Source organism: Vibrio sp. Y2-5, assembly GCF_014596725.1.
In the GTDB taxonomy this organism is placed as follows: domain Bacteria; phylum Pseudomonadota; class Gammaproteobacteria; order Enterobacterales; family Vibrionaceae; genus Vibrio.
On record NZ_JACVEG010000007.1, the window covers coordinates 150,254 to 176,773 of the forward strand.

At 36.6% G+C, this 26,520-nt stretch carries 27 protein-coding genes; 19 read left to right on the top strand and 8 right to left on the bottom strand.

The window, feature by feature from the left end:
• The 11 genes from HUO09_RS16505 to HUO09_RS16555 all read left to right on the top strand — a co-directional run bounded on the left by HUO09_RS16505 (window position 1) and on the right by HUO09_RS16555 (window position 11,774).
• A complete protein-coding gene (locus HUO09_RS16505) occupies window positions 1–924 on the top strand; it encodes a class I SAM-dependent methyltransferase (protein WP_188234615.1) in 924 nt (307 codons plus the stop codon).
• Between the two features lie 17 nt (window positions 925–941).
• Complete coding sequence (locus HUO09_RS16510; protein WP_188234616.1) at window positions 942–2,882, top strand: HAD hydrolase-like protein; 1,941 nt, start codon at window positions 942–944, stop codon at window positions 2,880–2,882.
• A 1-nt stretch (window position 2,883) separates the two neighbouring features.
• Window positions 2,884–4,098 (top strand): glycosyltransferase, encoded by a 1,215-nt coding sequence (locus tag HUO09_RS16515; RefSeq protein ID WP_188234617.1) that lies wholly within the window; start codon window positions 2,884–2,886, stop codon window positions 4,096–4,098.
• Window positions 4,099–4,107: 9 nt separating this feature from the next.
• On the top strand, window positions 4,108–4,992 hold the full coding sequence (locus HUO09_RS16520) for a glycosyltransferase family 2 protein (protein WP_188234618.1): 885 nt from the start codon (window positions 4,108–4,110) through the stop codon (window positions 4,990–4,992).
• 93 nt (window positions 4,993–5,085) lie between these two features.
• A complete protein-coding gene (locus HUO09_RS16525; RefSeq protein ID WP_188234619.1) occupies window positions 5,086–6,933 on the top strand; it encodes a hypothetical protein in 1,848 nt (615 codons plus the stop codon).
• Complete coding sequence (locus tag HUO09_RS16530) at window positions 6,915–7,697, top strand: NAD(P)-dependent oxidoreductase (protein WP_188234620.1); 783 nt, start codon at window positions 6,915–6,917, stop codon at window positions 7,695–7,697. Before HUO09_RS16525 ends, HUO09_RS16530 begins: the two co-directional genes overlap by 19 nt.
• Window positions 7,694–8,506, top strand: a complete 813-nt coding sequence (locus HUO09_RS16535) for a sugar phosphate isomerase/epimerase (protein WP_188234621.1) — start codon at window positions 7,694–7,696, stop codon at window positions 8,504–8,506. The genes HUO09_RS16530 and HUO09_RS16535 overlap by 4 nt, the downstream gene beginning before the upstream one ends.
• Window positions 8,507–8,509: 3 nt before the next feature.
• The gene (locus HUO09_RS16540; protein WP_188234622.1) at window positions 8,510–8,860 is read left to right on the top strand and encodes a multidrug efflux SMR transporter; all 351 of its coding nucleotides are present in this window, start codon (window positions 8,510–8,512) and stop codon (window positions 8,858–8,860) included.
• A gap of 3 nt (window positions 8,861–8,863) precedes the next feature.
• Window positions 8,864–9,982: an FAD-dependent oxidoreductase gene (locus tag HUO09_RS16545; RefSeq protein WP_188234623.1), complete on the top strand. Its 1,119-nt coding sequence runs from the start codon at window positions 8,864–8,866 to the stop codon at window positions 9,980–9,982.
• Window positions 9,979–10,986 (top strand): glycosyltransferase, encoded by a 1,008-nt coding sequence (locus HUO09_RS16550; protein WP_188234624.1) that lies wholly within the window; start codon window positions 9,979–9,981, stop codon window positions 10,984–10,986. Before HUO09_RS16545 ends, HUO09_RS16550 begins: the two co-directional genes overlap by 4 nt.
• Window positions 10,986–11,774 (top strand): glycosyltransferase family 2 protein, encoded by a 789-nt coding sequence (locus tag HUO09_RS16555; protein ID WP_188234625.1) that lies wholly within the window; start codon window positions 10,986–10,988, stop codon window positions 11,772–11,774. The genes HUO09_RS16550 and HUO09_RS16555 overlap by 1 nt, the downstream gene beginning before the upstream one ends.
• A gap of 639 nt (window positions 11,775–12,413) precedes the next feature.
• Here HUO09_RS16555 and HUO09_RS16560 read toward each other — a convergent pair.
• The 4 genes from HUO09_RS16560 to HUO09_RS16575 all read right to left on the bottom strand — a co-directional run bounded on the left by HUO09_RS16560 (window position 12,414) and on the right by HUO09_RS16575 (window position 16,407).
• On the bottom strand, window positions 12,414–13,355 hold the full coding sequence (locus tag HUO09_RS16560) for a hypothetical protein (RefSeq protein ID WP_188234626.1): 942 nt from the start codon (window positions 13,353–13,355) through the stop codon (window positions 12,414–12,416).
• Window positions 13,356–13,438: 83 nt separating this feature from the next.
• Complete coding sequence (locus HUO09_RS16565; protein WP_188234627.1) at window positions 13,439–13,765, bottom strand: hypothetical protein; 327 nt, start codon at window positions 13,763–13,765, stop codon at window positions 13,439–13,441.
• A 21-nt stretch (window positions 13,766–13,786) separates the two neighbouring features.
• Complete coding sequence (locus tag HUO09_RS16570; RefSeq protein WP_188234656.1) at window positions 13,787–14,536, bottom strand: glycosyltransferase; 750 nt, start codon at window positions 14,534–14,536, stop codon at window positions 13,787–13,789.
• Window positions 14,536–16,407 carry a nucleoside-diphosphate sugar epimerase/dehydratase gene (locus HUO09_RS16575; protein ID WP_188234628.1) on the bottom strand — a complete coding sequence of 624 codons (1,872 nt, stop codon included), beginning with the start codon at window positions 16,405–16,407 and terminating at the stop codon, window positions 14,536–14,538. The genes HUO09_RS16570 and HUO09_RS16575 overlap by 1 nt, the downstream gene beginning before the upstream one ends.
• Before the next feature lie 182 nt (window positions 16,408–16,589).
• Here HUO09_RS16575 and HUO09_RS16580 point away from each other — a divergent pair, with 182 nt between their 5' ends.
• The 4 genes from HUO09_RS16580 to HUO09_RS16595 all read left to right on the top strand — a co-directional run bounded on the left by HUO09_RS16580 (window position 16,590) and on the right by HUO09_RS16595 (window position 20,036).
• The gene (locus tag HUO09_RS16580) at window positions 16,590–17,537 is read left to right on the top strand and encodes an SDR family oxidoreductase (RefSeq protein WP_188234629.1); all 948 of its coding nucleotides are present in this window, start codon (window positions 16,590–16,592) and stop codon (window positions 17,535–17,537) included.
• A gap of 50 nt (window positions 17,538–17,587) precedes the next feature.
• Complete coding sequence (locus tag HUO09_RS16585; RefSeq protein WP_188234657.1) at window positions 17,588–18,136, top strand: sugar transferase; 549 nt, start codon at window positions 17,588–17,590, stop codon at window positions 18,134–18,136.
• Between the two features lie 93 nt (window positions 18,137–18,229).
• Window positions 18,230–19,534: an MBL fold metallo-hydrolase RNA specificity domain-containing protein gene (locus tag HUO09_RS16590; RefSeq protein WP_188234630.1), complete on the top strand. Its 1,305-nt coding sequence runs from the start codon at window positions 18,230–18,232 to the stop codon at window positions 19,532–19,534.
• Window positions 19,535–19,679: 145 nt separating this feature from the next.
• The gene (locus HUO09_RS16595) at window positions 19,680–20,036 is read left to right on the top strand and encodes an endonuclease domain-containing protein (protein WP_102962941.1); all 357 of its coding nucleotides are present in this window, start codon (window positions 19,680–19,682) and stop codon (window positions 20,034–20,036) included.
• Between the two features lie 95 nt (window positions 20,037–20,131).
• On the opposite strand, the gene HUO09_RS16600 is transcribed toward HUO09_RS16595, so the two are convergent.
• Together HUO09_RS16600 and HUO09_RS16605 are read right to left on the bottom strand one after the other, a co-directional pair.
• Window positions 20,132–20,704, bottom strand: coding sequence for a uracil-DNA glycosylase family protein (locus HUO09_RS16600; RefSeq protein ID WP_223159483.1), 573 nt, complete (start codon window positions 20,702–20,704; stop codon window positions 20,132–20,134).
• On the bottom strand, window positions 20,701–21,627 hold the full coding sequence (locus tag HUO09_RS16605; RefSeq protein WP_188234632.1) for a D-2-hydroxyacid dehydrogenase: 927 nt from the start codon (window positions 21,625–21,627) through the stop codon (window positions 20,701–20,703). Before HUO09_RS16605 ends, HUO09_RS16600 begins: the two co-directional genes overlap by 4 nt.
• A gap of 72 nt (window positions 21,628–21,699) precedes the next feature.
• On the opposite strand from HUO09_RS16605, the gene HUO09_RS16610 reads away from it, so the two are divergent.
• Both HUO09_RS16610 and HUO09_RS16615 read left to right on the top strand, forming a co-directional pair.
• The gene (locus HUO09_RS16610) at window positions 21,700–22,287 is read left to right on the top strand and encodes a YjaG family protein (protein ID WP_102955103.1); all 588 of its coding nucleotides are present in this window, start codon (window positions 21,700–21,702) and stop codon (window positions 22,285–22,287) included.
• 22 nt (window positions 22,288–22,309) lie between these two features.
• Complete coding sequence (locus HUO09_RS16615) at window positions 22,310–22,594, top strand: hypothetical protein (protein ID WP_223159475.1); 285 nt, start codon at window positions 22,310–22,312, stop codon at window positions 22,592–22,594.
• Between the two features lie 54 nt (window positions 22,595–22,648).
• Here the strand turns inward: HUO09_RS16615 and HUO09_RS16620 are convergent, their stop codons facing one another.
• Complete coding sequence (locus tag HUO09_RS16620) at window positions 22,649–23,707, bottom strand: CNNM domain-containing protein (RefSeq protein ID WP_188234633.1); 1,059 nt, start codon at window positions 23,705–23,707, stop codon at window positions 22,649–22,651.
• 258 nt (window positions 23,708–23,965) lie between these two features.
• Here HUO09_RS16620 and hupA point away from each other — a divergent pair, with 258 nt between their 5' ends.
• Entirely contained in the window at window positions 23,966–24,238 is a 273-nt protein-coding gene (gene hupA / locus HUO09_RS16625; RefSeq protein WP_102941587.1) for a nucleoid-associated protein HU-alpha, read from the top strand.
• 42 nt (window positions 24,239–24,280) lie between these two features.
• Entirely contained in the window at window positions 24,281–24,973 is a 693-nt protein-coding gene (locus HUO09_RS16630; RefSeq protein WP_188234634.1) for a DUF1481 domain-containing protein, read from the top strand.
• Between the two features lie 73 nt (window positions 24,974–25,046).
• Here HUO09_RS16630 and purD read toward each other — a convergent pair whose 3' ends face one another.
• Window positions 25,047–26,342 (bottom strand): phosphoribosylamine--glycine ligase, encoded by a 1,296-nt coding sequence (gene purD, locus HUO09_RS16635; protein ID WP_188234635.1) that lies wholly within the window; start codon window positions 26,340–26,342, stop codon window positions 25,047–25,049.
• Window positions 26,343–26,520: the final 178 nt, after the last annotated feature.

The window sequence follows — 26,520 nt, forward strand, 5'->3', positions numbered from 1 at the left end:
ATGGAAAGAATGGATGAAGAACTAGTTACAAAAAAACATTTAATAGATGAGCATTTTTCAAGATATAAATTATTTTCTAACCTAGTAGAAGGCTGTGTTGTAGATTGTGCATGTGGTATTGGGTATTCTTCCGAAATAATTTTAAACCATACTAAAGCAGTAAATTATATTGGTATTGACATTTCAAAAGATTCTATTGAGATAGCACTTTCCAACTATAAAAAAGAGAATGTTAATTTCAAAGTTGGCAGTCTAACTAATTTAGACTTGGAAGATAATTATGCTGACACTTTTTTTTGCATGGAAACACTAGAACATGTTGAAGAAGATGTTTTAGATAACTGCTTTGACGAAGTGACTAGGGTACTTAAACCTAACGGAATTTTTATAGGTAGTGTTCCGACTAAAAAATATGATGATAAATGTGAGAGTGTTTATGGCCCTAATAAATATCACATTACAAGATTTACACAGGAAAAATTGGAAACGGTCCTAAAGAAATATTTTGTAAATGTTAAAATTGGAGTTATGACGCGACAAGTATCTTCTTGCTTCATAATTGATGAAAATGAATGTGATTTTGAAGTTGAACATGTCGATAATAGCGAAAGTCTAGAATTTGGCTCATTCTTATTTATTTGTAGTAATGAAAATATTAAAGACGATATATCTAATAAATTCTTCCTATCACAAAGCTTAGTTGAGTATGACCAAGATCAGCTAATTCCTGTTTATGAGTCAATGAGATGTGCAGAAAAAATGGCACTAGAAAGATATGAATTAATAAAAGCTACAGAAGAGATTTGTGAGCAAAGGCTTAGAGTGATTAAAGATATGGAAGAAAAGTTCAAGTATTTTTTTATATTTGAAAAAATTATCAAATCTATCGGTGAGAAAATAAAAAAACTTAAAACGAAAGGTTAGAATAGAACTTAATTATTATGAATCTAAATAATTTAACAATATCTGAAAATATAAAAAATATATTTTCAGATTTTTTCGACACTGTAGTATCAAGAAACTGCCATCCAGAAGAAATTAAAAAAATGTGGTGTTCAGATGTGATTGATGCTTTCAATCTTAGTATGCGTAGTGCAGACTTGTACAAGTTACGTTCGATGATTGAATGCGAACTATCTGATATTAATTTTTCCCATACGCTTGAAAAAGAATTTAAATATAAAGAATTAGTATCACTACTGTTTGAACAACTATCCTCGGAGTTAAATCTAAATACAAATAAGGGCCGGTTTGTTAGTAAATGCATAGAACTGGAACTCAATCTTGAAATGAAACATCAATATATTAATATTGATGTCGTCGAATTTATTAAGTCTTGCTATAACAAAGGGATTGATGTTTATATTGTTTCTGATTTTTATATGGACTCAAGTTTTATGGAACAATTGCTTAGACATCATAAAATTGAGAGATTTATTAAAAAGGTATATGTTTCAAGTGAGTGTCTAAGTTCAAAGCGTACTGGAGCTTTATATAGAAAAGTAATATGTGAAAATGATATTTGTACCACTGAAACGCTAATGATAGGTGATAATTATCACAGTGATTATGTAAAAGCACTAGAAGAAGATTTGTCTTCAGTACATATTGACAGGAATGAGACATTTCAGTTTTACGAACAGTCTTTAATTAAGAATAATATCAAAGAGTTACGCTGTCGGCTGAATGAGAAATTTAGAGATGATAAATCCATTAGTTTTTGCTGGATGGCTATACCGTTATATGTATTTATAAAAAAACTGACATTGAATCTAGAGTTTAATCAAATTAAGAATATTATATTTCTAGCCAGAGAGGGGGAGTTTTTAAAAGAAATATATGACAATTTATCAAACTCAACAACTACCCAAAGCCACTATATGTATGCTTCTCGAAGGGCTACATATTTGCCTTCATTAAAAAATTTGGCCGAGGAAAGTTTCAGTAAACTACTAGAACAATACCCTAGGATTTCTCTGAAATCATTTATTAGTTCTCTTGGATTAGATAAACATCTGAATAGCTTTCAAGATGCATTACCTGATCTATCATTTGAAGAACAGTATGAAAATTTAGAGAGTAGTGATGAATTTAAAAAACTAATTTCTAACCCAGTTTTTTGCAAAGTATATGATAGAGAAAGAGCTAGACAAAAAAAATATCTCAATGAGTACATTGATTATTTAGTAGGTAAAGAGGAGCTTCACTTAGTTGATGTTGGGTGGAGAGGGAGTATACAAGATAATATTAGGAGTGCGACGGGTAGGAACACTACAGGCTACTACTGTAGTGTCTTAAGTGGTGCTAGTGTTAGTGATGATAGTATTAAGCACGGGCTATTGTTTCGACAATTCGGAACTAATAAAACTAGTATATATAATGAGTTTAGAGCTGCATTTGAAATATTTTGTTCAGCTTCACATGGTAGCTTAATTAAATATACCAGTTTTCCTAGTTTTGGTGAATTAGAACACAACGATTATGAGAGCAATTTATACACATCAAAAATCAGACCGTATCAAGAAAGGCTTTTAGATATAATATTATGGTTAGAGAGCAGTCGAGAAAAATATGCTTTATCTACAAAGGAGTTTGAAAATGAACTTATTAATTACTATGCTAAAGGTGTTCTTTTGCCAAGAGAAGTTGAAATAAAGGAAATTTCCGAAATAAAACATTATGAGAACTTTGGAACATTTGACTATTCGGTGTTGGGAGGGGGGCGGAATAAATCAAGGTTAGGTTACTTAATGGGTGTGGCTAAAAATCCTTCTTTTGAAATAGGTAAAGAATGGTGGAAGCCTGTTGCTTTTTATAATAACGGCTGCTCTTTTTTGATGTACGTCTATTATCTATATAAAAAATATAAATTAGGTTTTTAATATGAATGTTTGTTTTTTGCTTTTTAGCCCTGACATTAGCGGTGGTACTAATGTGATTTTTGAGCATGCAACAAGAATGCTTCAGTTTGATAATGAAGTAACTATTGTTACAGATGATAAAGTTAATACAAAAAGAATAGAATGGTTTCCAGGTGCTGAGAAAGTTACTTGGAAAACTTATAATGAAGTTCAGGGCGAATTATTTGATTTAGCTATTGCTACATGGTGGAAGACTACATTCTCATTGCATAAAGTTAAAGCAAAAAAATATGCATATTTTGTCCAATCGATAGAGTCAAAGTTTTATCCTGAAGAAGAAGTTATTCTAAGAAATTTAGTTGAGCAAACTTACACGCTTCAAGTTGAGTTTATAACTGAAGCCAGTTGGATAAAAGAATATTTGTTTGATAATTACGCTGTAAATGCTCACTTAGTTAGAAATGGAGTGCGCAAAGAGTATTTCAATGAACAAATCGAACCTATATGTAAAAGAGAGCCTAATAAAACAAGATTATTGATTGAAGGACCTTTAAACGTGTCCTTTAAGAATACCGAACTAGCTTTAGAAATTGCAAAGAAAAGTAATGCAGATGAAGTTTGGCTGCTAACATCAACACCAGTAGGCGCAATGAAAGGTGTTGATAAACTATTTAGCCGTGTTCCTATATCCAAAGTAGGACAAATATATGCCTCTTGCGATATTTTAGTTAAGCTATCTACTGTTGAGGGCATGTTTGGACCACCTTTAGAAGCTTTCCATTGTGGTTGTACATCGATTACTTACGATGTTACAGGCTATGATGAATATATAAAACACTCGTCTAATGCTTTAGTGTCTTTTACAAGAGAAGACGAAGAAGTTCTAAACTTTATTAATCAGTTGTGTGCTGATAAAAAGATGATTGACAATTTGAAATTTGAAGCTCTCAACACTGCTAATGATTGGCCGGACTGGGATAGTAGTTCCAAAGTATTTAACGATATTTGTTTAAACATCGTCAGCTCTGAAGTTAAGCATAATTACACAAGCTCTTTCAAAGCAGCAAGCTTAATGTGGGATACCTATTGGCAATCTGTTGAAAGTACTAAAATAGGAAATGCTTCAAAGTACAAACAAATAAGGTTTAAGGCGCTTAACTATATTAATAATAATTTCCCCAACCTATTTTTTAAACTTAGAAAAATAAAATACAAAATAGGTTCGTATAGTAGATAAATATCGTACATGAATGATTTTAAATATGACGTTATAATTTGTACTTATAACGGAGAGAAATATATTCGAGACCAAATAAAAAGTATAATTGGTCAAGAAAATAAGCCGGCTAATATTATTTTGTCTGACGACGGTTCTACAGATTATACGCTAGAAGTAGTTAAGAGTTTATTCCATGAGTTGAGTTATACTAATTACAGGATAATAAATGGGCCAAGGAAAGGGGTAACGTATAATTTCCTTCAATCATTAAGACACAGTAAAAGTGAGTATGTTTTATTTTCAGATCAAGACGATATCTGGTTAGACAATAAAATTGAATTGTATGAAGAAGAAGCTAATAAATGTAGTGCTAACGTTGCTACACTTTATTTTTCTGATTCGTTATTAATAAATGAGGTAGGAGAGGTTACGCAAACTAGTTTCTTTGAGTACCAAAATTTAGATTTTAATACAGTTAGGGATGGTAGTATTTTATATCAAAATTGTGTTCAAGGGGCTACGATAATGATTAACAGTAAGTTAAGAGATGCTGTGATTAAATCTTTGAATATAATAAATATTGACAATATTGCCATGCATGATTGGTGGATTGCTGTTGTGGCAAGTTCGATAGGGCGCCCCATATTTGTTAGCGAACCTACTATCAAATACAGACAGCATGGCGGAAATTTGGTTGGAGCAAGGAGAAAGAGAAATCTGGCTCACAACTTAATTTATATTGAAGATACAATTGCGTCATTAAAAATAGTAGCGAAGCAAATCGTAGAATATAGACGATTTAAAGAAAAATCTATCAGCATTAAAGATTTAACACGTAGTCAAACGAGAAGTTGTTCAATATTTAAGCGTGTTATTTTGAACGCTTTTGCTTTTTATTACTCCTTTAAATGAGTTTATTATAATATGCAAACCAATACAAAAAGACTTGGTTATAACATGTTTGTAGGAATCATATTTTCGTTTCTCCTTACGTGTTACTCTATTGTGAATAATTTAGATGCTGATGTTAAATCTCAATATTTGGTTACGATAGTTGCTACAGGTAATTCTTCAGATTACAGTAAGGGCAAAGAAATATGGCTGTATAAAATAGAAGGAAAGAACTGGCAAGTTAAGTCTTATGACGATGGTTGGGAAAATAGAAATGGTGTATGGGTTTCATACAAACAACAACCAGCCAAGTTGACATTGTCTTCGGAGTCTTTACCATCTCTAACCTTTGCTACGCATCCTTATTCAGGTCTTGTTACTATTATATCAAATGGGAATGAATATAGTTATAATCTATATAGTAAATATCAAAAATTCATAGAGATAACTCCTTTTAATATATGGGGGAATTTTGATATTTTCCTATTTATATTTCTATTCATTATTTTTTCTATATTCAGCTATACTCTTTCTTTATTGATGAAAGAGAAAACGTATAGTATTTTTCTTGTCTCAGTGATTAGTTTTATAGTTGCGTCAATCGTTTTATATGCTTTCTACCCAGGTACATATACGAACGATTCAGCAGATCAACTACATCAAGCGATTACTTCTAATTATAATGATTGGCATCCACCGCTTATGTCATTTTTTTGGTCAATGTTACTTTCATATACCCAAAGCTATCCAATTTTATATTCAATTATAGTGGTTTTACTTGTGTTGGGGATGTTAGGCGTTTCAGTATTTTTGGTTATTGAGCATAGATATATAACTGCTTTATTTACCCCACTGTTAGTATTTACTCCATATATAGTTAATTTTATAGGAGTTGTTTGGAAAGATGTATTCCTAGCAGCTTTTCTTCTCTTATCTGTTTCCATTCTTCTATTTACCAACTACAGTAAAAATAGATATTTATTGCTTTTTATTTATACATCTTCGATACTGTTTAGTATTATCGCAGTGGGTATAAGAACTAACGCAGTTTTCATTCTTATTTTTATGATTTCTTACGCATCTTATAACATATTTAACGGAAAGCTGAAATTATTAAAAACACTAATGGTGACTGCTTTTATTACGTTATTAGTATTTTGGGCTAATGGTGAATTTAAAAAAAATATTAACTCCGTGGAATCTTACCCTATTCAGTATCTACAATTGTATGACTTGGCTGGTATTTCAACGAGAATTGGAACATCTCTTTTCCCTGAGTATATAACAAAATCTGAAGCCTATAATTTTGAGGCAGTTAAAAGCTACTATATTGAATCGTTACAAACTACTGGAAATGCAAATAAACTAGTCTTTCTAAGAGATAAAGAACCCTCAATCTTACCTCTTACTATTAATAAGGAAAATTTGTCTGCATTAAAATCTGCATGGCTTAAATCAATTTTCGAAGAGCCTGTCGCATATATTAAACATAGACTTTCACTAATGAAATTCTTCTTGTTCAGTGGGTTCTATTCTACACAAATGCCTTCAAATGATGCTAGTAGAGAGCTGCTTTTTTCTAATTTTGAAATGAAGAATATTAGTGGGGAATATGATAAATATTTTAGGTTATATAGTCAGATGGCTATCTTATCAATTGTGGAATATTTTAATATACATGGGGTTATCAATGGTTTTTATGTGCTTTTATTTAATATTCTTACATTGGCACTTTCGTTGTTTATTAAGAAAGATAAAAATATTTTTAGGTTGATAGTGTTACTATCTACAACTTCTTTACTTTACTATGCTCCTTATATTATTTTTCTACCAGCGTCGGATTTTAGATATTTATACTGGCCTAGCGTGGCGGCTTCCATATGTATATTTATATTTTTTAGTATAATTTTTGAAACGATTTATAAAAGTTCAGAGGTTTTTTTATGTCGAAAGATGGGTTAATAGGATATACAGGGTTTGTCGGACAAACTTTGTTAAAGCAGAGGCATTTTGATGCGTTATATCGCTCCATTAACATAGATGAAATTATTGGTTGTGATTTTGACACAATTGTTTGCGCTGGAGCTCCGGCTGTTAAGTGGTTGGCGAATAAAGAACCGGATAGTGACAAAAAAAATATCGAAAATTTGATTTTTCATTTGTCAAAGATAAGAGCTAAAAAGTTTATTCTGATTAGTACAGTTGATGTTTTCAGTTCTCCCAATTTGTCTAATGAAGAAACTTTTGTAAATAAGGAAAGCCTTCATGCTTATGGATTGCATAGGAGACTTTTAGAAGAGTTTGTTGAAAAAAACTTTGATGATTATATTATTGTAAGGCTTCCTGGATTAGTTGGTCCGGGATTAAAGAAAAATGTTATTTATGATTTTCAAAATAATAATAATATATCTTCAATAGATAGTCGGTCTGTTTTCCAGTTTTATCCAATGGTTAATCTTTGGCAGGATATAGAAATCGCCATAAAAAATAATTTAAAAATTATCCATTTAACATCCGAACCAATTAGTACAGCAGAAATTGCTGATAAGGTATTTGGCATAAAAGACTTCCAAAATGAAGTGTTAGATATCCCACCTAAATATGATTTTCAAACAAATTATGTAGATATTTATGAAGGCAAACTTAACTATCAATATTCAAAAAAAGAAGTCTTATTGTCGATTAGATCTTATGCTCAGTCTGAGCTAAAAGGAATGAATTCGTGATTTCAATATCAAATATTGCTTGGGATGTAGATTTTGATGATGAGATGTCGGGTTTACTTATATCTTATGGGGTTAATTATATTGATATCGCTCATGCTAAATATTTTAATAATCCTGAAAATATTTCTGATGACGAAATTAGGATTATTAATTCATATTGGTCTTCAAAAGGTATAAAGCCTTTAGGTATGCAATCATTGCTTTTTGGTACAACAGGTCTAAATTTATTTGGTGACAAAGAAGTAAAAAATAGAATGCTGACGCATTTATCTAATATCTGCCGAATTGGGAATAAATTGGATGCGAGAAAACTAGTTTTTGGTTCTCCTCGAAATAGAGATCGTTCTGAAATACCAGATAGTAAGCTATTGGATATTGCCCTACCTTTTTTTTACGATCTAGGTGAAATGGCATTAAGTAATAATGTTATAGTTTGTTTAGAGCCTAATCCTGAATGTTATAACTCAAACTTTATGACCAATAGTCTAGACACCGCAAAAATAGTAGAATTAGTAGGACATTCTAATATAAAGATGCAGTTGGACACAGGCGCTATGAATATTAATGATGAGTGTCCTAAGAAAATAATAGAATCAATATACCCATATGTAGGGCATATACATATTAGCGAACCTCAGCTAAGGCCATTATCGTTTGATAGTAAGTATCATTCAAAAGTTGCACCTGTTGTTAATGAGTATTTCCCTAATGTTCCATTGGCAATTGAAATGCTCACTACTTCGAAAGATGTATGTATACAAGAAGTTGAAGTAGCGGTCAATTTAGTACAAAAACTTTATAAGCGTTAAATTATGAAATGGTTGATTTTAATTTTAGGTGTTTTATCCAATGCATCAGCCAGTACTTTGATAAAAGTTGCTATGACAGAGCGGAAGCAAGCAATAAGTATTAGAGAGCCCTTAACTATACTAGCAAATTGGCCTTTATTCATCGGTGTACTTTTATATGGAGCTGCGTTTGTCCTTTACGCATTGGCACTAACCAAATTGCCACTTAATGTTGCGCATCCTATATTAACAAGTGGTTCTATAGCTTTAGTCGCAATAGCATCTGTAGTCATGTTTGGTGAAAGCATGAGCATCCTAAATATGTTGGGTGTATTGATGATTATGGGTGGCGTAGTAGCATTAACTATAAGGTAATTTATGAAAAATTATCAAATTGCAATAATTGGTGGCGGCTTCTTTGGCCTATATCTAGCCGAGTTTTTTAATAAACTAGGTAAATCAGTTGTGGTATTGGAAAAAGAATCTGATGCAATGCAAAGAGCTTCTTATGTAAATCAAGCTCGAGTACATAATGGTTATCATTATCCAAGAAGTATACTTACAGCTCTAAGATCTAGAATTTCGTTTCCTCGTTTTGTTGATGAGTTTTCATCATGTATCAAAAATGATTTTGATAAATACTATATGATATCAACAAAACTTGGAAAAGTATCTCCAAATCAGTTTGTTAAATTTTGTGAGCGAATTGGAGCAACTTGCGATCCGGCTCCAAATCATATAAAAAAACTAACCAATCCTCAGATGATTGATGCGATTTACAGAACAAAAGAATACGCTTTTGATTCGTCTATTTTAAAAGAAATTATGTTGGATAGGTTAGATAAGCCTAACTTAGAATTATTTTTTGATTCTAGAGTAGTAAATGTTAGAAAATCTGATTCTTCAAATAAGTTGCAATTAGCTATAGAATCAGAACGATGTGATAACATTATTACTGCTGATCAGGTTTTCAATTGTACATATTCTTTATTAAACTCTTTGTTATCGAGGTCTGGTATTGATTTAATCCCTCTTAGGCATGAAATGACGGAAATGGCTATTGTAGATATGCCCGACGATTTCAGTAACCTTGGTATTACAGTTATGTGTGGACCATTTTTCTCTGCTATGCCTTTTCCATCAAAGAATGCTCACTCATTTAGTCACGTTAGATATACACCACATTACGAATGGAGTGATGGGTCTTCACAATATATTGATGCTCATGAGCATTACAATCTTTCAGAAAAGAAATCCGCTTGGAAAAGTATGCAGCTAGATGCTCAGAGATATATTCCATCTTTTAAAGATATCCAATATAAAGAGTCAATATGGGAAGTTAAGACTATTTTACCTAGAAGTGATTCAGACGATTCAAGACCTATATTATTTAAAGCAAATTATGCGATGCGCGGGTTTCATTGTATTATGGGTGGGAAAATAGATAATGTATATGACGCGATTAAAACTATTATAGACTTAGGTTTAGACAGATGAAAAAAAGTGATAATTTCATAACTATTATAGTTATAGTTGAAAATAACTCTGAGCACTTAAATAGCTACCTAGAAAAAATTAGTTCTTATGTTGAGCCTAGGTTTAGTGATTATGAAATAGTAGTAATCGATCAAAACTCTCAAGATAACACTGAAAAAGTCATGGATAAAGCATTAATTAGTATTCAGTCTGTTCGTTATATTAAATTAGCACAAAAAGTTCCCAATGACGTTGCTCTTGCTGCAGGGATAGAAAATGCTATTGGTGATTTTGTAATAAACATTAATCCTGATAGGGACCCGTTATCACTGATAAATGATTGTGTTGAACTATCTAAGACGGGATACGATATAGTTGTTGGCACCTCAAAAAATGTAAATTCTTTCTTTTATAAAATAGTAAGAAAAGCATCAAATTGTGTTATCAATACTATTGGTTATACCTTACCTGAAAATTCCACGGGTACATTTTGTTTAAGTAGAAGAGCCGTTAATGCTATAACCGAATCAGGCAGATTTTACTGCAAATTACATATGAGAATGGCTAACATTGGATATCCTATTGCAGCTTTACCTTATGAGTTTTCTACTAAAGAAAAGTTTACGAAAAATCTCGTTAAAGGTATAAGCGAAATATTACATCATATGGTATTTAATTCGACGAAACCTCTAAGATGGATGAGTTTTGTAGGTATAGCTGGAAGTAGCTTTGCTATGCTATTTTCGATTTATAGTATTGTGATAAATTTCGTAAATGACAAAGTTGCAGAAGGTTGGACTACAACGATATTGTTTATGTCTTTTCTATTTATGTTGCAGTTTTTGATGCTTTCATTTTTTGGTGAATATTTAGCAAGGCTTTTAGATGATAGAAGTGAGCATAGAGAATATAATGTCATTTTTGAGAAGAATAGCTCTGTTATGTTAGATGATAAGAGAGAAAATGTATTATTTGACTCTTTAAGCGAAGATATTAACTTGGTCCAAACAGGCAGGGATAAATAGTGAGAATTCCAAAATATTACGAAGTACCTAACTACGAAGTGAAATTTGGTAACGATAAAAATCATGATTACTGTGTGGTTATTTTTGTGATTAATGAAGGGACGAAATTGCTCGCTCAGTTAGAACGGATGTCCGCTATTGAAATTGCTGCAGATATTGTTATCTCTGATGGTGGTAGTACAGACGGCTCTACAGAAATATCAATTTTAAAAAAAAATAATGTTAATACCTTGTTGGTCAAAAAAGACTCAGGAAAACTAGGTTCACAAATGCGAATCGCCTTTTCATGGGCTTTGGAGAAAGGTTATAAAGGTGTCATTGTTATTGATGGTAACAACAAAGATAGTGTTGAAAGCATTCCTGAGTTCATCAACAAGCTGAGAGAAGGTTATGATCATGTGCAAGGTTCTCGATTTATACCTGGAGGAAAAGCAATTAACACTCCAACTTCTCGAATGATTGGGTTGAAACTGATACATATACCAGTAATGAGATTGGCATCGGGCTATAGGTTCACGGATACTACAAATGGCTTTAGAGCATACAGCTCTAACCTTCTTCTTAATAATGACGTATCTCTTTTTCGTGATATATTTAATGGGTACGAGCTGCACTATTATTTGGCTCTGCGGTCCATAAAGGTTGGGTTGAAATGTGTAGAGATACCAGTAATTAGGCGTTATCCAAGCAAGGGTAAAGTGCCAACTAAAATTAGTCCTATTTTAGGCAATCTTGAAGTGATAAAGAAATTGTTGCTAGTCGCTTTGGGTTTTTATAATCCTAAATAGGTAAAATTATTAGTTCGGTTATAAATTTCTTAATTGTGTACATAAGTATTTTTCGGGATCGGACGTTTATTTAGATTCTCCAAAAGTATCAGTATTTTTGGTAATTTGCTAAAGCCTAAAGCCTAAAGCCTAAAGCCTAAAGCCTATAACCTATAACCGTAGGTGGTATACAACTCAATTTCCTTTTCCCGTTCAACAATTACGTCAAGTCGTTATTGAATAGCTGATGCTAGCGACAACAAGTAAGCTAGCATTCTGCTCTGCCTTGCATACTCAGCTAGTCCACGTAGGGGGATATAATATGAATAGTAAATCATGGTCATTTTAAAGGAAAATTGATATCAACAAATTTGGTCGAAAGTATGGGCTCTCGGTTACAACGTTTTTCCATTTGCCCATACTATGTTAGTTGTAATTAAATACTTCTTAGTTATATCAGTTTTCAGAGAATGTATTTAAATGTTTATATCAATACCCCAAAGAATTAATTACAGAAGTTAATAGCAGTGTATGTTGAATCTGTTCTTTCCTCGGAAATGAAAGTCATCTTATTATATATTGGAAAATCACCACCGCACCCTTCTAGATAAACCACAGCTATGTCACCACATTTTACTTTGGAGATGTTTTTTAATTCTTCTAAAGATTTTTTGGAATGTACTCATAAATAGATTGATTAAACAATATATTTGCATAGCCTCTTACGCCCACGCTGGAAGCTATTATTTTACATTTGTCATTTAATTTATTGTAAGACTCTAGTGCTAGTTCTGAATTTTGATTGTTTATTTCTTTCCAGTAGTTGTATTGATAAATATTACTTTTAAAAGTTGATATAGAATAAATTGCGGGGATGAGTAGCAGCAGTGTAAACACATGCTTAACTATACGGCTACCGTTTATAAAAGTCAAAAGGATAAGCATAGATAAGAAGTAAGATAACTTTAATCTATCAAATGAAAATTGAACAGCATGTTGCAACATGATAATGTTCTCTAGATTTACAAATATACAGATACCAACTGTTGCAAGTATAGATGAAGGTGTTTTTTTCTTGCTTAATACTATTGTCCCTGCAAATAGTATTATTAACAGAAAATACCCGTAGCTATCCTTATAACCATTATAAAGATCCGAAAAACTACTTTTGGTTATATTTCTTGATGTAAATCGATAGAACAAATTTTGCATATATTCATTTAAGCCTAGTACTGATGAAAAATGAATAACTTGCGTTGTACCTGCTGTAAATGTCGTTATCGCTATATAAAACAATTTCCTATAGTCGTTTTTCTTAAAGATTAAGAAAAAAACAAAAACACCAATATTAAAAATGTATCCTGTCCATTCTATTTGCGGGCCAACATAACAAATAAATAATAGTAGAATATAATTTTTATTATGATTGATGTAATTGTAAAAGCTATAAATTCCTGCTGACAATACGAGTTGGAAAATGCTATACACCCAAAAATTTATCCCATGGGATAACAATGATTCTGAGTTAAGCATAAGAATTAATGTTACTGAAAAAGTAACTAGTTCTTTATCTAAGCTTTTTAATCCTATATCGCTGCACATATTCCTTATTGTAATTAGGAATAAATATCCAGAGAAAAATAATAGAAGGAAATTGTAATAATAGAGACTTGTTAATGTTGGGCTTATGGAAAAATATAGTAGGGAATTGCTGCAATAATAAAACCTAAAGAACCAAAGCTTGTATAAATTTGAGCGCCATTTTCTGTCGGCATTGTTGCTCCCCAAGAAATTGAGTAATTGTCTTGTCCTGGTAGCGTTACCGTCGGTAATAAATGATGAAAGTTAAATTCATTTCCTATTAATGACTTTATGGTTAATAATACATGATATGTAGATTCTTGGTTCCATACACCTACAGAAGTAAAAGAATATTTGTATCTAATATAGAGTGAAACTAAAGCTAAAGAGCTATAAATAAAAATCCATCTATTATTTGTTAATTGCTTCAAAATGTAATCCTTGGTAAGTTTCTATTTAATAGAAAAATGATATTTTAGAGAACTAGTTAAGTACCATCTAAAGTTCTTTGAAAAGAAATTTCTATTATCATATGCAGCTAGGTGTTTAGCTTTTATTTGAGGGAAATAAATGATGCTTAACCCAAGTTCGTTTGCTCTTCTACATATGTCCACATCTTCAAAGTACATAAAGTATTTTTCATCAAACCCCTTTAATTCTTGATAGCAACCAGTTTTAAACAATAGAAATGAGCCCGCCGCCCAGTCTATTGATATTGGTTGTTTAATCACGCTTTTATCATAAAAATCTTTGCGGGGTAATCTAAGTAATGTTTTAAAAGGGTTCAGTAGCTTCGGGTAATGGCGAATTGAGTTATCGTATTCAGTCATTGCTCTATTTCTGAAAAGATTTATGGCCGCTATATCTGTTGGTGTGTGCTGAAGCTCAGTTAAAAGTGATGAAATTGATTCTAGGCTAATTTCAATATCAGGATTTAGCACTAGAAAATAGTCTTCTTTACACATGTTAAATGACGTTTTAGCTACTTTGAAGACTTCATTGTTATTTGCTCCGAACCCTTTAAACGAAGAGCCCTGAATGAGATGTATTCCAGATTTTTGACAGTATTGCTTAAGGCATGTTTTGGCTTCAGTATTAGATTTAATGATTACTGTGTGTTTTTGAGCAAGGTTTTTTAGCGTATCATTTGCGCTAATCATTTCGTCATGATTATGATTTACAACAGATATAAACAACGCCATTATTTGCATTCTCGCACTTGATAACCAGTTGGCGCTTCCAACAGAAGGCGCTTAATACATTCGACATCGAAGCTATGGCAACACATATCTAGCTCTTTCAAAAGTTTTTCCATCTCTTCCCAGCTAAGTTTGTCCTCAGAAGCCGTCATGATCTTTTGATGGCTTGTACCCTCGACATTGTCACCTATCAACAACTCTTCGTACAGTTTTTCGCCTGGTCTCAATCCAGTGAACTTGATTTCGATATCACCATCTTCACTATTGCCATCGTAGAATTCTTTCATTCCCATGAGGTGAATCATTCGTTTGGCTAGATCGACGATTTTGACAGGTTCACCCATATCCAGAACGAAAACTTGCCCATTACGGCCCATTGCCCCCGCTTGAATTACTAGCTGGGCGGCTTCTGGGATAAGCATAAAGTAACGAATGATTTCTGGGTGTGTAACAGTGACAGGGCCACCACATCTAATTTGTTTTTTAAACAGTGGAACAACTGATCCGGAAGAGCCTAATACATTACCAAACCTTACCATGGTAAATAATGTCTTGGTTTCAGTATCAGCTAAAGCTTGTAACACCAACTCAGCCATGCGCTTGGTGGTTCCCATTATATTTGTCGGACGTACAGCTTTATCAGTGGAAATAAGCGTGAAGTTAGTAACATGCGACCGGATTGCTGCTCTAGCGCAACAGAGCGTGCCGAATACGTTATTGCGAACACCTTCAACAATATTATCTTCAACAATGGGAACATGTTTATAAGCTGCTGCATGGTATACGGTTTCTACTTGGTAAGTTGTCATAATATTAAACAGTCGGTTTTCGTTTTGCACTGAACCGAGAGCGGTAATTATCTCTGTCTCACCTTTGATGTTCGCTTTAATACTTTTTAGTTCTTGGTCAATTTTGTAAAGGTTATATTCGTTAAGTTCGAAAAGAACCAAGGTTTTTGGTTTTTGTGCCAATATCTGCCGGCAAAGCTCAGACCCAATAGAGCCGCCAGCACCAGTTACAAGGACACTCTTTCCAATGATATTCTTTCTTAATAATTCTTTATCTGGGTCAACAGGAGCTCTTCCTAATAAATCTGCTACATCGAGATCCTGTACATCAGTTGCTTGTGCCTTACCTGTTGCTATATCTTCCACCGAAGGAACCGATTGCACTTCGATTGGCCAACTAGACAGCTTTTCAACCAAACGCAGGCGCTTCCCCTTGTTGATATTGTTGATGGCAAGCAAGAGTTTGACTGGTTGGTAAAGAGACTGAATATTCGCAAACTCGCTAGAGTGATGCACCCGAATGCCAAACATGATCTGGCCAACTTTATTGGTGTCGTCATCCAAAATCGCTACCGGATGGTATTCTCCTCCTTGGATTAGAGAGTAGGCCAAGTCTCGTCCAGTAGAGCCCGCTCCATAGATTAGAACATTAGGTTTTTGTCTTTTGTAGTAGTGATAGTAAATGGTGCGAATAAAAAGTCTTGGACCACCAAGAGTTAATGTCGCCAACCCTGCGTAAATAAACGGAACACTACGTGGAATGAATGCTTGAAAGAAGAAACCACTTACGGCTAGCGTTATTGCTGATATCAGTACAGATAAAAAGATATAACCTATGGCAGGTAACATCATGTAACGTAATACTGCTCGGTACATTCCCAGTTTCACAAAGCACACAATAGTGACTGCAGCCGTCGTTATCATACTGAGTAATTCACGGGAACCTATATCAAAAGACAGTGTATCCAGCCTTAAGGCATGCGCAGCAAGTAGTGAGGCAAATATCGCTAAAATATCGTAAATCAAAGTGATAATACGTTTATTATGTCGTTGTGCGTTAAGTAGAATTCGAATAGGTGTGAACATTGCGCTACAGCTTGCCTTATAATTATTCGCCAACAGATGAGTTGTTATGTGGAGTCTATTATTTTATATCGCCCAGATTGTAAAACTCTTGAGTACGATAAGCTAGCGTTCAGTGTGATAGACTTTGCACATACCAATGACTCTTTGTCACGTTTTCACTTTAAACTTTTGTGGGAATTACTTTGAAACTATTAGTAACTGGAGCTTCTGGGTTAGTCGGTCATTCGATTGTCCAAACGGCTGTCGTTAAAGGCTGGGCTGTTATAGGTCAATCGCGTAGTAAGAGCATTGACGGTATTTCTATTTTCAAAAGTGAAATATCAGAAGACACAGACTGGAAAGAAGCTCTTCAAGGTGTTGATTGTGTTGTGCATTGTGCGGCACGCGTGCATCAAATGAAAGAAAATATAGAATCACCAATTGATGCTTACCGAGGTGTAAATACCTTCGGAACACTAAATTTGGCGCGTCAAGCCGCAAAGAACGGTGTTAAACGCCTTGTTTTTATCAGCTCGATAAAAGTGAATGGTGAATTTACACCTTCGGATGCTCCTTTTGTTAGCCAATCAAATCAAGTTCCTACTGATCCTTATGGACTTAGTAAGTATGAAGCAGAAAAAGGACTGTGGGACATCGCAAAAGAGACAGGGCTTGAAGTGGTAGTTATTCGTCCTCCGCTAGTCTATGGTCCGGAAGTTAAAGCCAATTTTTATTCTATGATGCGTTGGGTGGAAAAAGGCTTACCTCTGCCTTTAGGTGCTATTCGTAATCAAAGAAGTTTGGTTTTCTTGGATAACTTAGTTGATCTGATCTTGACTTGCTGTACGCATCCGAATGCTAAAGGCCAAACATTTTTAGTCTCTGATGGTTATGATGTGTCGACTTCTCAGCTTCTTGATAGTGTCTCGAAAGCGATGGGTAGACCAAATCGAATGTTACCAATTCCAATGTCATGGATAAATTTTGCAGCTCGATTGATTGGAAAACCTCAAATATCTCAAAAAATATGCGGAAACCTGCAAGTTGATATATCACATACCGAAGAAACACTAGGGTGGAAGCCACCTTATTCATTTGAGTATGGAATTCAGAAAACGGTGGATGCTTATTTAAAAAGCAATACAATATGAAACTGTTTAAGAATCTATCGATACCAGATTATTTGCCATTTGGGGTTTAAATTTTGATCCGTATTTTTGACTTTTTGTTTTCTTTTTTTGGTTTATTGTTTCTTTGGCCAATTTTATTGGTTATTTGCGTTCTTGGTTATTTTGATACTGGCTCTCCAATATTTAGACAAGAGAGAGTTGGCAGAAGTCAGAAGCCTTTTACACTTATTAAATTTCGTACAATGCCAGTAAATACTCAGTCGGTTGCTACGCACTTGGTTGGTGCTAGCTCTGTGACAAAACTAGGCAGCTTTTTACGCAAAACCAAATTGGACGAGCTTCCTCAATTAATTAATGTGGTTAAAGGCGAAATGAGCTTGGTTGGTCCTAGACCATGTCTTTTTAATCAAAAAGAGCTTATTGATGCCAGACAGGCTAGAGGTGTCTTTCAGGTACTTCCCGGTGTCACAGGTTTAGCTCAGGTTAATGAAATTGATATGTCTACTCCTGAGAAGTTGGCTGAATGGGATGAAAAGATGATTCAAACCATGTCATTGAAGAACTATTTCACTTATTTAATCCAAACAGCGACAGGCAAAGGATCTGGAGATCGCGTTTAACTCGACGTTCCCCGCAACTTCACAATGCTAATCTTCCTATTTTTGTCTTGAGTATTACTCTGAAATTAAAGACAAAGATAGGGAGTGTTGGCAATGCAACTCATCCACCACGGCGGTAAAAATACAGTTACAGGTTCGTGTCACGAGCTGGTATTCGGTGACCGTTCTATTCTTATTGATTGCGGTATGTTTCAAGGTGCAGATGCGCAGCAACTTACCGAACCATTTCTTTTAGATAACGTGAAAGCGTTAGTACTTACTCACGCGCATATAGACCATATAGGGCGCTTGCCTTGGCTCATCACTCAAGAGTTTGATAAACCCATTTACTGCACCAAAGCAACGGCTGAGTTAGTGCCTTTGATGATTGATGATGGGCTTAAAATTCAGCAAGGCCTAACGTTAGAAGCTCGCAAGCCGATCATTGAAGCGATCATTCGTCTGCTTCATCCGGTGGATTATTATCGCTGGATTGATGTCGATACTTTCCGCTGTCGATTTAATCCGGCTGGTCACATATTAGGATCTGCGTATTTAGAAGTGGAGCTTCCAAATCAGGAACTTGTGGTGTTTTCTGGCGATTTAGGTCCAAGCAATACTCCGCTATTACCTGATCCTTTACCGCCTAAGCAAGCAGACTATCTGGTAATTGAAACAACTTATGGTAATACCAAACACGAAGGGGTAGAGCACCGGTCTCAGAAACTAAGAGAGATCATCGATCGTTCTTTGTCTGATGGTGGCACAATCCTTATTCCGGCGTTTAGTGTCGGGCGAACTCAAGAGTTGTTATTCGATATCGAGCAATTGATTCATGAACACCAACTCGATTCTAAACTGCCTATCATTCTTGATTCACCTATGGCGCAAAAGGTCACCTTGTCTTATCAAAAATTCAGAAGTCTTTGGGGTGAGGAAGCTAAACAACGTCTGAAAATGCATCGCCATCCACTCGCGTTTGAACAATGTATTACGGTTGGCGACCATCAAGCGCATCAAGAACTGGTGAATCGTCTGGTTTCAACAGGAGAACCTGCGATTGTGGTAGCTGCCTCTGGCATGTGCGAAGGCGGGAGAATTATGGATTATCTCAAAGCTCTTTTACCTGATGAGAGAACAGATGTGATTTTTGCAGGCTTCCAGGCTGAGGGGACGCTAGGTAAATGTATTCAACAGGGGAACAAAACAGTTTGGATTGATGAAGAAGGAGTGTCAGTAAACGCTCACGTTCATACTATGTCAGGCTATTCTGCTCATGCAGATAGTGATGACCTACTCAAGTTTGTTGAAGGTATACCAAGCAAACCTAAGCAGATTCATCTCATTCACGGAGAGCTCGAATCCAAGCAGGCTTTTGCTGAGCTATTACGTAGTAAAGGATATGAGGTAGTGGAGTGATGAAACTCCTCCCCTTCTGAAGGGGAGGTTGGGTGGGGTTGTTTCCACGGAACTTAATAAATATTGCAATTATTAATAAGTATCGTTGGTTCAACCCCCTCTAACTCCCCCCTCATCTGAGGGGGAGAACTAAGAGCAATTTGTCATGAATAATCTCTTTAATGTTCCGCAATATAAAAAGCTTCGCCAGAGCTTGAGAACAAGCATGACGGAACCTGAAAAACGATTGTGGTTCCGTATTCGTAATAATCACTTAGGTGTTAAGTTTCGACGTCAACATGGTATAGGTCGATATATTGTTGATTTCTATTGTCCGAAGAAGAAATTGATTGTTGAAATTGATGGAGATAGCCATTTCACCAATTCAGCTAAAGAAAGTGATGAAATTCGGGATGAATGTATGATTTCTTTAGGGTTGAAAGTGTTACGGGTAACTAATTCTCAGGTTATGTCGGATTTAGATAGTGTAGTTGATTTGATTTTAAGTGAGGTCGGTGACTGAATTGTAACTCTTTTACGTTTAGTGGAGGAAACCCCACCTAGCCTCCCCTTGAAAAGGGGAGGAATAGAGCGTTTATAAACTCATTCAGGCATGCCTCACAATACACCTATAACCATCTTACGCATATACTCCACAACTTCTGCTTCAAACCAAGGGTTTTTCTTCAACCAAAGAGTGTTCCGAGGTGAAGGGTGTGGAAGTGGTATAAACCTCGGTGCCCACTTTTGCCATTGCTGTACGGTTTCTGTGAGGGTTACGGGTTTATCTTTTAGGTAGTAATTTTGCGCGTACTGACCGATCAGTAAGGTCATTTCTATATTCGGTAATTCGGCTAGCACTCTTTGATGCCAGTGTGGGGCACATTCTTTTCTTGGCGGTAAATCGCCACTGTTACCTTTGCCGGGATAGCATAAGCCCATTGGCATGATGGCAATTTTTTCTGGGTTATAGAATGTCTCTTTATCGATATCCAGCCAGCTTCGTAGTCGATTGCCACTGGGGTCATTCCAAGGAATAGAAGTCTCGTGTACTTTTACTCCCGGAGCTTGCCCGATGATGAGCAACTTAGCGTCTTTGCTAGCCTGAATAATCGGGTTTGCACCTAAGGGAAGTGAGTGAGCACATACATCACAAGCTCTGATTTCCCTGAGTAGAAGATCTAACATCAGTAGCCTTTATCAAAATCAATTCGATTTTCTAGTTGGAAGCCATCTCGCCATAAACGGTAGTTGTGAGCAAAAATTTCAACCACCTGATGTGGAAAACTCAAGGCTGCTATGTGTGGTGTGATAGTGATACTACTATGTTGCCAGAAAGGGTGTTCTGTTATTAGTGGCTCATTGATGAACACATCAAGAAAGGCGTGTTTGATATGCCCATGTTCAATAGCAGGAATCAAATCTTCTTCAATCAAAATAGCACCGCGTCCAACATTAAACAGCAGAGCGTTTGAGCAGTAACCCAATGTTTTAGCGTTTAACAGCCCTTTAGTTTCTGCGGTATTTGGTAAGGTGTTAACGACGATATCAGCGCGTTTCATGGCGTTTTCGAGTTCATTGATATGATAAGTATCATGAAATCTTCCCGATTTTGCAGGAATGCCCGTCGTATTCACGCCTATCACCTTGATACCTAGTGCCGCGGCTGCTGAAGAGAGGTGAGAACTGATAGAACCAGTGCCGAGTATGAGCATCACCTTGGTATCAAGGGATTGATATAAGTGTTGCTGCCATTGATGTTGAGCTTGCTGCTTCTCATACGTTGCAAAGTGACGGAAATGGCTAATTGTGTAACCTAAAACATATTCGGATATTTGCTGGCCGAAGATGCCTTTCACATTGGTCAGCTCGTAGTCTTTTCGAAGATGAGGTGCAGTTAAAGCATCTACACCTGCATAAGCGGATTGTAGCCATTCTAGCTTTGGGAAGTCATCAAGGCATTTCGCAGCCATGGGAGGCGCAGCCAAAAGTATCGACGCTTCTTCTCTTTGTTCTGTGATGACTAAGTCTTCAAGCATCAATGATTCAACGTTTTCTCGATAAACGTCGTTTTGTTCCGTCAAAATATAAAGCTTGTGAGTGAAATTGTTCATAAGAGCGGCTTTTTTCCCCGTTGGTTATCCAGTACACTTCCGCTGTCTATTTTCCTCAACGGTTGAGTGCTTATGCTCCAAAATCCTGTACAGGTTCGTCTAGAAAAGTTCGAGCCTTGGCAACAAATTACCTTCATGGCTTGCTTGTGTGAGCGTATGTACCCTAACTATGCCATGTTTTGTGAAAATACTGAATTTGCTCATGCCCGTGTATATCGCGATATTTTAGATAGCGTGTGGGAGCAGCTCACAGTCAAAACGGCCAAAGTGAACTTTGAGCATCAATTAGAGAAGTTAGAAGAGATCATCCCGAACTCTGAAGATTTCGATATGTATGCCGTTTATCCTGCCATAGATGCTTGTGTGGCTTTGTCTACCTTGCTACACGGCTTGCTAGACCGTGACTACCTGTTTGAAAACATGTTAGAAGTCAGTCAGATATCGGTAACCACTGTCGCTCAATTGGAAGAAGCTCAAACGGGTGAAGAGATCACTAACGAAAACCAAAAGCAGAACGAAGCAGTTTGTGCTGAATGGGACGTTCAGTGGGCAATTTATCGTCCGCTGCGTGAAGCTGAAGGTCGTGATATCAATCTAATTAAAGATTTACGCCAAGAACTTCGTGATGAAGGCGAAAGCAACATTGGTGTGACTCTCTAACTCTGTTTAGGTTTTACGAGCTATGTTTCTATCTAAAAAAATAGCGCAGTTGAAAAGTGCAGTAAGTAGCAAGGTTGTTCGAGCGTTAGATTTTCATTCGCGCATTTGGGTGATTCGAATATCTGAATCGAGATTGAAAGATGAATCCTTTGTTATCAACGAAGATAGTTTTCAAGAACCTTTACAGTGGATGAAGCGTCGTAATTACACTCCCGTGATGCTAGAACAGGTCGAGGATATGCAACGATCTCAGGTTCGTATTTTTCACTTTGACCAACAGACGCATCATCTCTTGCGGGTTAAGTAACCATTCTTTTTTATATTGCCCTAAGTGAGTTGCGCTAAGGGCAATCTCACTCAGTTACTCGTCATTGTCGCGACTTTCAATCACACTGTGTGCTTGTTTCCAGCGCTCCCAGCGTTCAACCGCTAATTTTTGCATGTTGGTTGTACGGTCAGCTTCATCAATAATCTCTTCACCAATCAAATTCTCAAAAATATCCTCCAACGTTAACAGACCTTGAACAGTTCCATATTCGTCAACCAACATCGCCAGTTGTGAACGGTTTTCGATCATTTGCTCAAAAGCCTTGGGTAAAGAGATAGTGTTCAGCAGAACATGCAATGGCCGCATAACACTACCTATTTGCTTTTCTCCTTTTCCCTTTTGTTGCAGTCTAAACAGCTCTAATCGGTGCACAAAACCAAGGATGTTGTCTTTGTTCTCGCTATAGATCAGTGGTCGGGAAAACGGTGTGTTTTTGTGTTGGGACAAAAACTCATTGATGGTCATTGTGGCATCAACTCTAAAAAGCACTCTTCTCGGTGTCATTGCCTGAATTGCCGGCACGTTTTGAATGTTCAATAAATTGTAGAGAATTTTGGATTCACCAGAAGTAAACTCGCCACTCTCATTGGCGAGCTGAGCCATCGCTGACAACTCATCACGAACTTTGGGCGTTGTTCGGTTGCGAGTAAGCACATGAGTGATCTTTTTAGACATCCAAACGAAAGGTAAAAGCAACAATACCATCCAGTTCAGGATCTTTGCGGTAAACGGAGCAAGTTGTCGCCAGTAAGTTGCACCAATAGTCTTAGGCACTATTTCTGAAAGAAAAAGGATACCGAGCGTTAATATGGCTGAAAATAATCCCAGCCACTGACTGCCAAATACGACAGATGCTTGAGCGCCCGCTCCCGCAGCCCCTGCTGTATGCGCAATGGTGTTTAGCGTCAAAATTGAGGCCAGAGGTTGGTCAATATCGGCTTTTAGGCGTTCCAGTTTTTGTGCGCAAGGATGATTTTGTTGACGTAACTGTGCCAAATAACTTGGCGTAATACTCAGTATCACGGCTTCAAGAATCGAACAAATAAACGACACGCCAATCGCAATCAAGACGTAAATCGTGAGTAGAAACATGAGTACTCCTTAGGTAAGAGAGCGAAATACACCCTAATATTTCAGATGTTTCAACACATTGATGCTTATTTAATAAGGCTTTTTTGCGGTAAAGCAAGGGGATATGCAGCCAATTGATTTAGCAAATTGTGAGTTAATGCTCAGAATATGGTTAAAACTACGTCAGATAAGCAGATCTTGCGTGACAAACCTTTGCCAGCTGGGGCACTTATGCTTTAGAGTGAAGCGAATTCGATAACCTATCAGAAGGGAAAACTAATGAACAAGACCCAATTAATCGACTTTATCGCAGAAAAAGCAGACCTATCTAAAGCTCAAGCTAAAGCTGCTCTTGAAGCGACTCTAGGCGCAGTTGAAGGTGCACTAAAAGATGGTGACCAAGTTCAACTAATTGGTTTTGGTACATTCAAAGTAAATCATCGTGCAGCTCGCACTGGCCGTAACCCAAAAACTGGTGCTGAGATTCAAATCGCTGCAGCAAATGTACCTGCATTCGTAGCAGGTAAAGCACTGAAAGATTCTGTTAAGTAATCTATACTACGCCGAGGTAGTCTTATCTCGGCGTTCTTTTCTATGAAAAAAATTCTTTCCTCTGTTATCGCTGCCACTCTTATTGCGGGATGTTCTTCTTCCGTCGACACATCTAACTTCGCTCAAATGAGTCAGTTTTCTGGTGGTCAACGTACCGGAGATGCAACCAGTTATTACTGGTACACCGAAAGTGCATCTCAAGCTTTATCTGCTTCTGATCATGTTACCTCTGAAACCTATGGTTGGTATGAAACCTCTTACCGTTGGGATGAAGGAAGTGTGCGTGAAGTGGTTCGTAAAGGTGAGCAACTCAAAGATGGTGACTTGGTTCCTTATACTGCACATGTCCGTTTTAATAAGGATGGCGAAGCGGTATATCAGCAGTACAGAGTGAACAAGAAAATTTTACCTCTCAACGAAGGGCAATTAGAACGCTACGTTTTAGAAGCAAACGCCATTACCAAAATGACTAAAGACCAAAATAAACAAGGTCTTGAGCTTATTCAGGGGTATTGGGATGGTTCGACATTTGAACGTTGTAACGGACCCGATTACAACAAGGTTGAGTTTAACCATACGCTTCCTAATTTCGTTATGAGTCGCTTGTCTACTTTGGATAACTACATTGGTTTTCTAGGGAAAATCCGCAATAACACCGTTTATATCGATGAATTGCTCATTCTTGCAGATGACGATCACGACTGTATCGAAAGGCCTCAGTTGATAACTGAATAACGTTTTTTGAGTTTCCAACCAATAAAAAAGACGCTGAGTTTCCACAGCGCCTTAATCTTAATTGCTTTAGCTATTACTTATCAGCTTGTTGCTCGCGCGCGATAGCACGGTAGCCGATGTCATTACGGTAGAACACACCGTCCCACTGAATTTGTTTAGTTAACTCATAAGCGCGTTGCTGTGCTTCAGATACTGTGTTGCCCAGTGCCGTTGCGCATAGAACGCGACCACCGTTAGTCACAACATTGCCGTCTTTGTCAGTTGTACCAGCGTGGAAAACTTTTTGACCTTCAACTTCAACTGTTGGTAAGCCAGAAATTACATCACCTTTGTTGTAATCGCCAGGGTAGCCCCCCGCAGCAAGTACAATACCGATAGAAGCGCGTGGATCCCACTTAGATTCCATTTGGTCTAACTTGCCATCAATAGCGGCCAGACAAAGTTCAACTAGGTCTGATTGCATACGCATCATGATAGGTTGAGTTTCTGGATCGCCGAAGCGGCAGTTGTATTCGATAACTTTAGGAGTACCCGCTTTGTCAATCATAAGGCCAGCATACAAGAAACCTGTGTATGGATTACCTTCTGCAGCCATACCGCGTACTGTTGGGTAAATCACTTCCTGCATGATACGGTCATGAATTTCTTGAGTAACCACTGGAGCTGGAGAATAAGCGCCCATACCACCGGTGTTAGGACCTGTATCTTTGTCGCCTACGCGTTTATGGTCTTGGCTGGTGGCCATAGGTAGCACATTTACACCATCAACCATTACGATGAAGCTTGCTTCTTCACCATCAAGGAACTCTTCCACAACAACACGGCTGCCAGCATCACCGAATGCATTGCCAGCGAGCATGTCTTTAATCGCATCTTCTGCTTCTTCCAGCGTCATTGCGACAATCACGCCTTTACCAGCTGCAAGGCCGTCCGCTTTAACAACGATAGGCGCACCTTGTTCACGAACGTAAGCCAATGCTGGCTCAATTTCTGTGAAGTTTGCGTATGCCGCCGTTGGAATGTTGTGACGAGCTAGAAAATCCTTAGTGAACGCTTTTGAACCTTCTAACTGAGCCGCAGCTTGCGTTGGGCCAAAGATAGGTAAGCCTGCTGCACGGAAAGCATCAACCACACCGATAACGAGTGGCGCTTCTGGGCCAACAATCGTTAAGTCAATTGCGTTTTCTTTTGCGAATGCGACTAAACCTGCAACATCTTCTACCTGAATCGCCACATTTTGCAGTTTAGGTTCAAGAGCTGTACCTGCATTACCCGGTGCGATAAAGATGTTTCTAACGTTCGGGTTTTGAGCAACTTTCCAACCAAGCGCATGTTCACGGCCGCCGGAACCAATAATTAATACATTCATTCTTTAAAATCCTTATAGCTGCGCCAATGCCATTATTTCTGTGTCAAAAGAGCTCATTTATGCTTATAAACTGCGCGCTTTTTCCTTGAACTAAAGCCATTGGCTTGCTCTAACGCATTTCAAAATATCAGATATTTAAAATGCAAAAATATCAAAAATGTTTACTCAAAATAGTTGG

Excerpts from the sequence above, each read along its gene's own strand:
- HUO09_RS16505 (WP_188234615.1), top strand. The coding sequence starts at position 1 with ATGGAAAGAATGGATGAAGAACTAGTTACAAAAAAACATTTAATAGAT.
- HUO09_RS16510 (WP_188234616.1), top strand. The coding sequence starts at position 942 with ATGAATCTAAATAATTTAACAATATCTGAAAATATAAAAAATATATTT.
- HUO09_RS16515 (WP_188234617.1), top strand. The coding sequence starts at position 2,884 with ATGAATGTTTGTTTTTTGCTTTTTAGCCCTGACATTAGCGGTGGTACT.
- HUO09_RS16520 (WP_188234618.1), top strand. The coding sequence starts at position 4,108 with ATGAATGATTTTAAATATGACGTTATAATTTGTACTTATAACGGAGAG.
- HUO09_RS16530 (WP_188234620.1), top strand. The coding sequence starts at position 6,915 with ATGTCGAAAGATGGGTTAATAGGATATACAGGGTTTGTCGGACAAACT.
- HUO09_RS16540 (WP_188234622.1), top strand. The coding sequence starts at position 8,510 with ATGAAATGGTTGATTTTAATTTTAGGTGTTTTATCCAATGCATCAGCC.
- HUO09_RS16545 (WP_188234623.1), top strand. The coding sequence starts at position 8,864 with ATGAAAAATTATCAAATTGCAATAATTGGTGGCGGCTTCTTTGGCCTA.
- HUO09_RS16550 (WP_188234624.1), top strand. The coding sequence starts at position 9,979 with ATGAAAAAAAGTGATAATTTCATAACTATTATAGTTATAGTTGAAAAT.
- HUO09_RS16560 (WP_188234626.1), bottom strand. The coding sequence starts at position 13,355 with ATGTGCAGCGATATAGGATTAAAAAGCTTAGATAAAGAACTAGTTACT.
- HUO09_RS16570 (WP_188234656.1), bottom strand. The coding sequence starts at position 14,536 with ATGGCGTTGTTTATATCTGTTGTAAATCATAATCATGACGAAATGATT.
- HUO09_RS16575 (WP_188234628.1), bottom strand. The coding sequence starts at position 16,407 with ATGTTCACACCTATTCGAATTCTACTTAACGCACAACGACATAATAAA.
- HUO09_RS16590 (WP_188234630.1), top strand. The coding sequence starts at position 18,230 with ATGCAACTCATCCACCACGGCGGTAAAAATACAGTTACAGGTTCGTGT.
- HUO09_RS16595 (WP_102962941.1), top strand. The coding sequence starts at position 19,680 with ATGAATAATCTCTTTAATGTTCCGCAATATAAAAAGCTTCGCCAGAGC.
- HUO09_RS16605 (WP_188234632.1), bottom strand. The coding sequence starts at position 21,627 with ATGAACAATTTCACTCACAAGCTTTATATTTTGACGGAACAAAACGAC.
- HUO09_RS16610 (WP_102955103.1), top strand. The coding sequence starts at position 21,700 with ATGCTCCAAAATCCTGTACAGGTTCGTCTAGAAAAGTTCGAGCCTTGG.
- HUO09_RS16615 (WP_223159475.1), top strand. The coding sequence starts at position 22,310 with ATGTTTCTATCTAAAAAAATAGCGCAGTTGAAAAGTGCAGTAAGTAGC.
- HUO09_RS16620 (WP_188234633.1), bottom strand. The coding sequence starts at position 23,707 with ATGTTTCTACTCACGATTTACGTCTTGATTGCGATTGGCGTGTCGTTT.
- hupA (WP_102941587.1), top strand. The coding sequence starts at position 23,966 with ATGAACAAGACCCAATTAATCGACTTTATCGCAGAAAAAGCAGACCTA.
- HUO09_RS16630 (WP_188234634.1), top strand. The coding sequence starts at position 24,281 with ATGAAAAAAATTCTTTCCTCTGTTATCGCTGCCACTCTTATTGCGGGA.
- purD (WP_188234635.1), bottom strand. The coding sequence starts at position 26,342 with ATGAATGTATTAATTATTGGTTCCGGCGGCCGTGAACATGCGCTTGGT.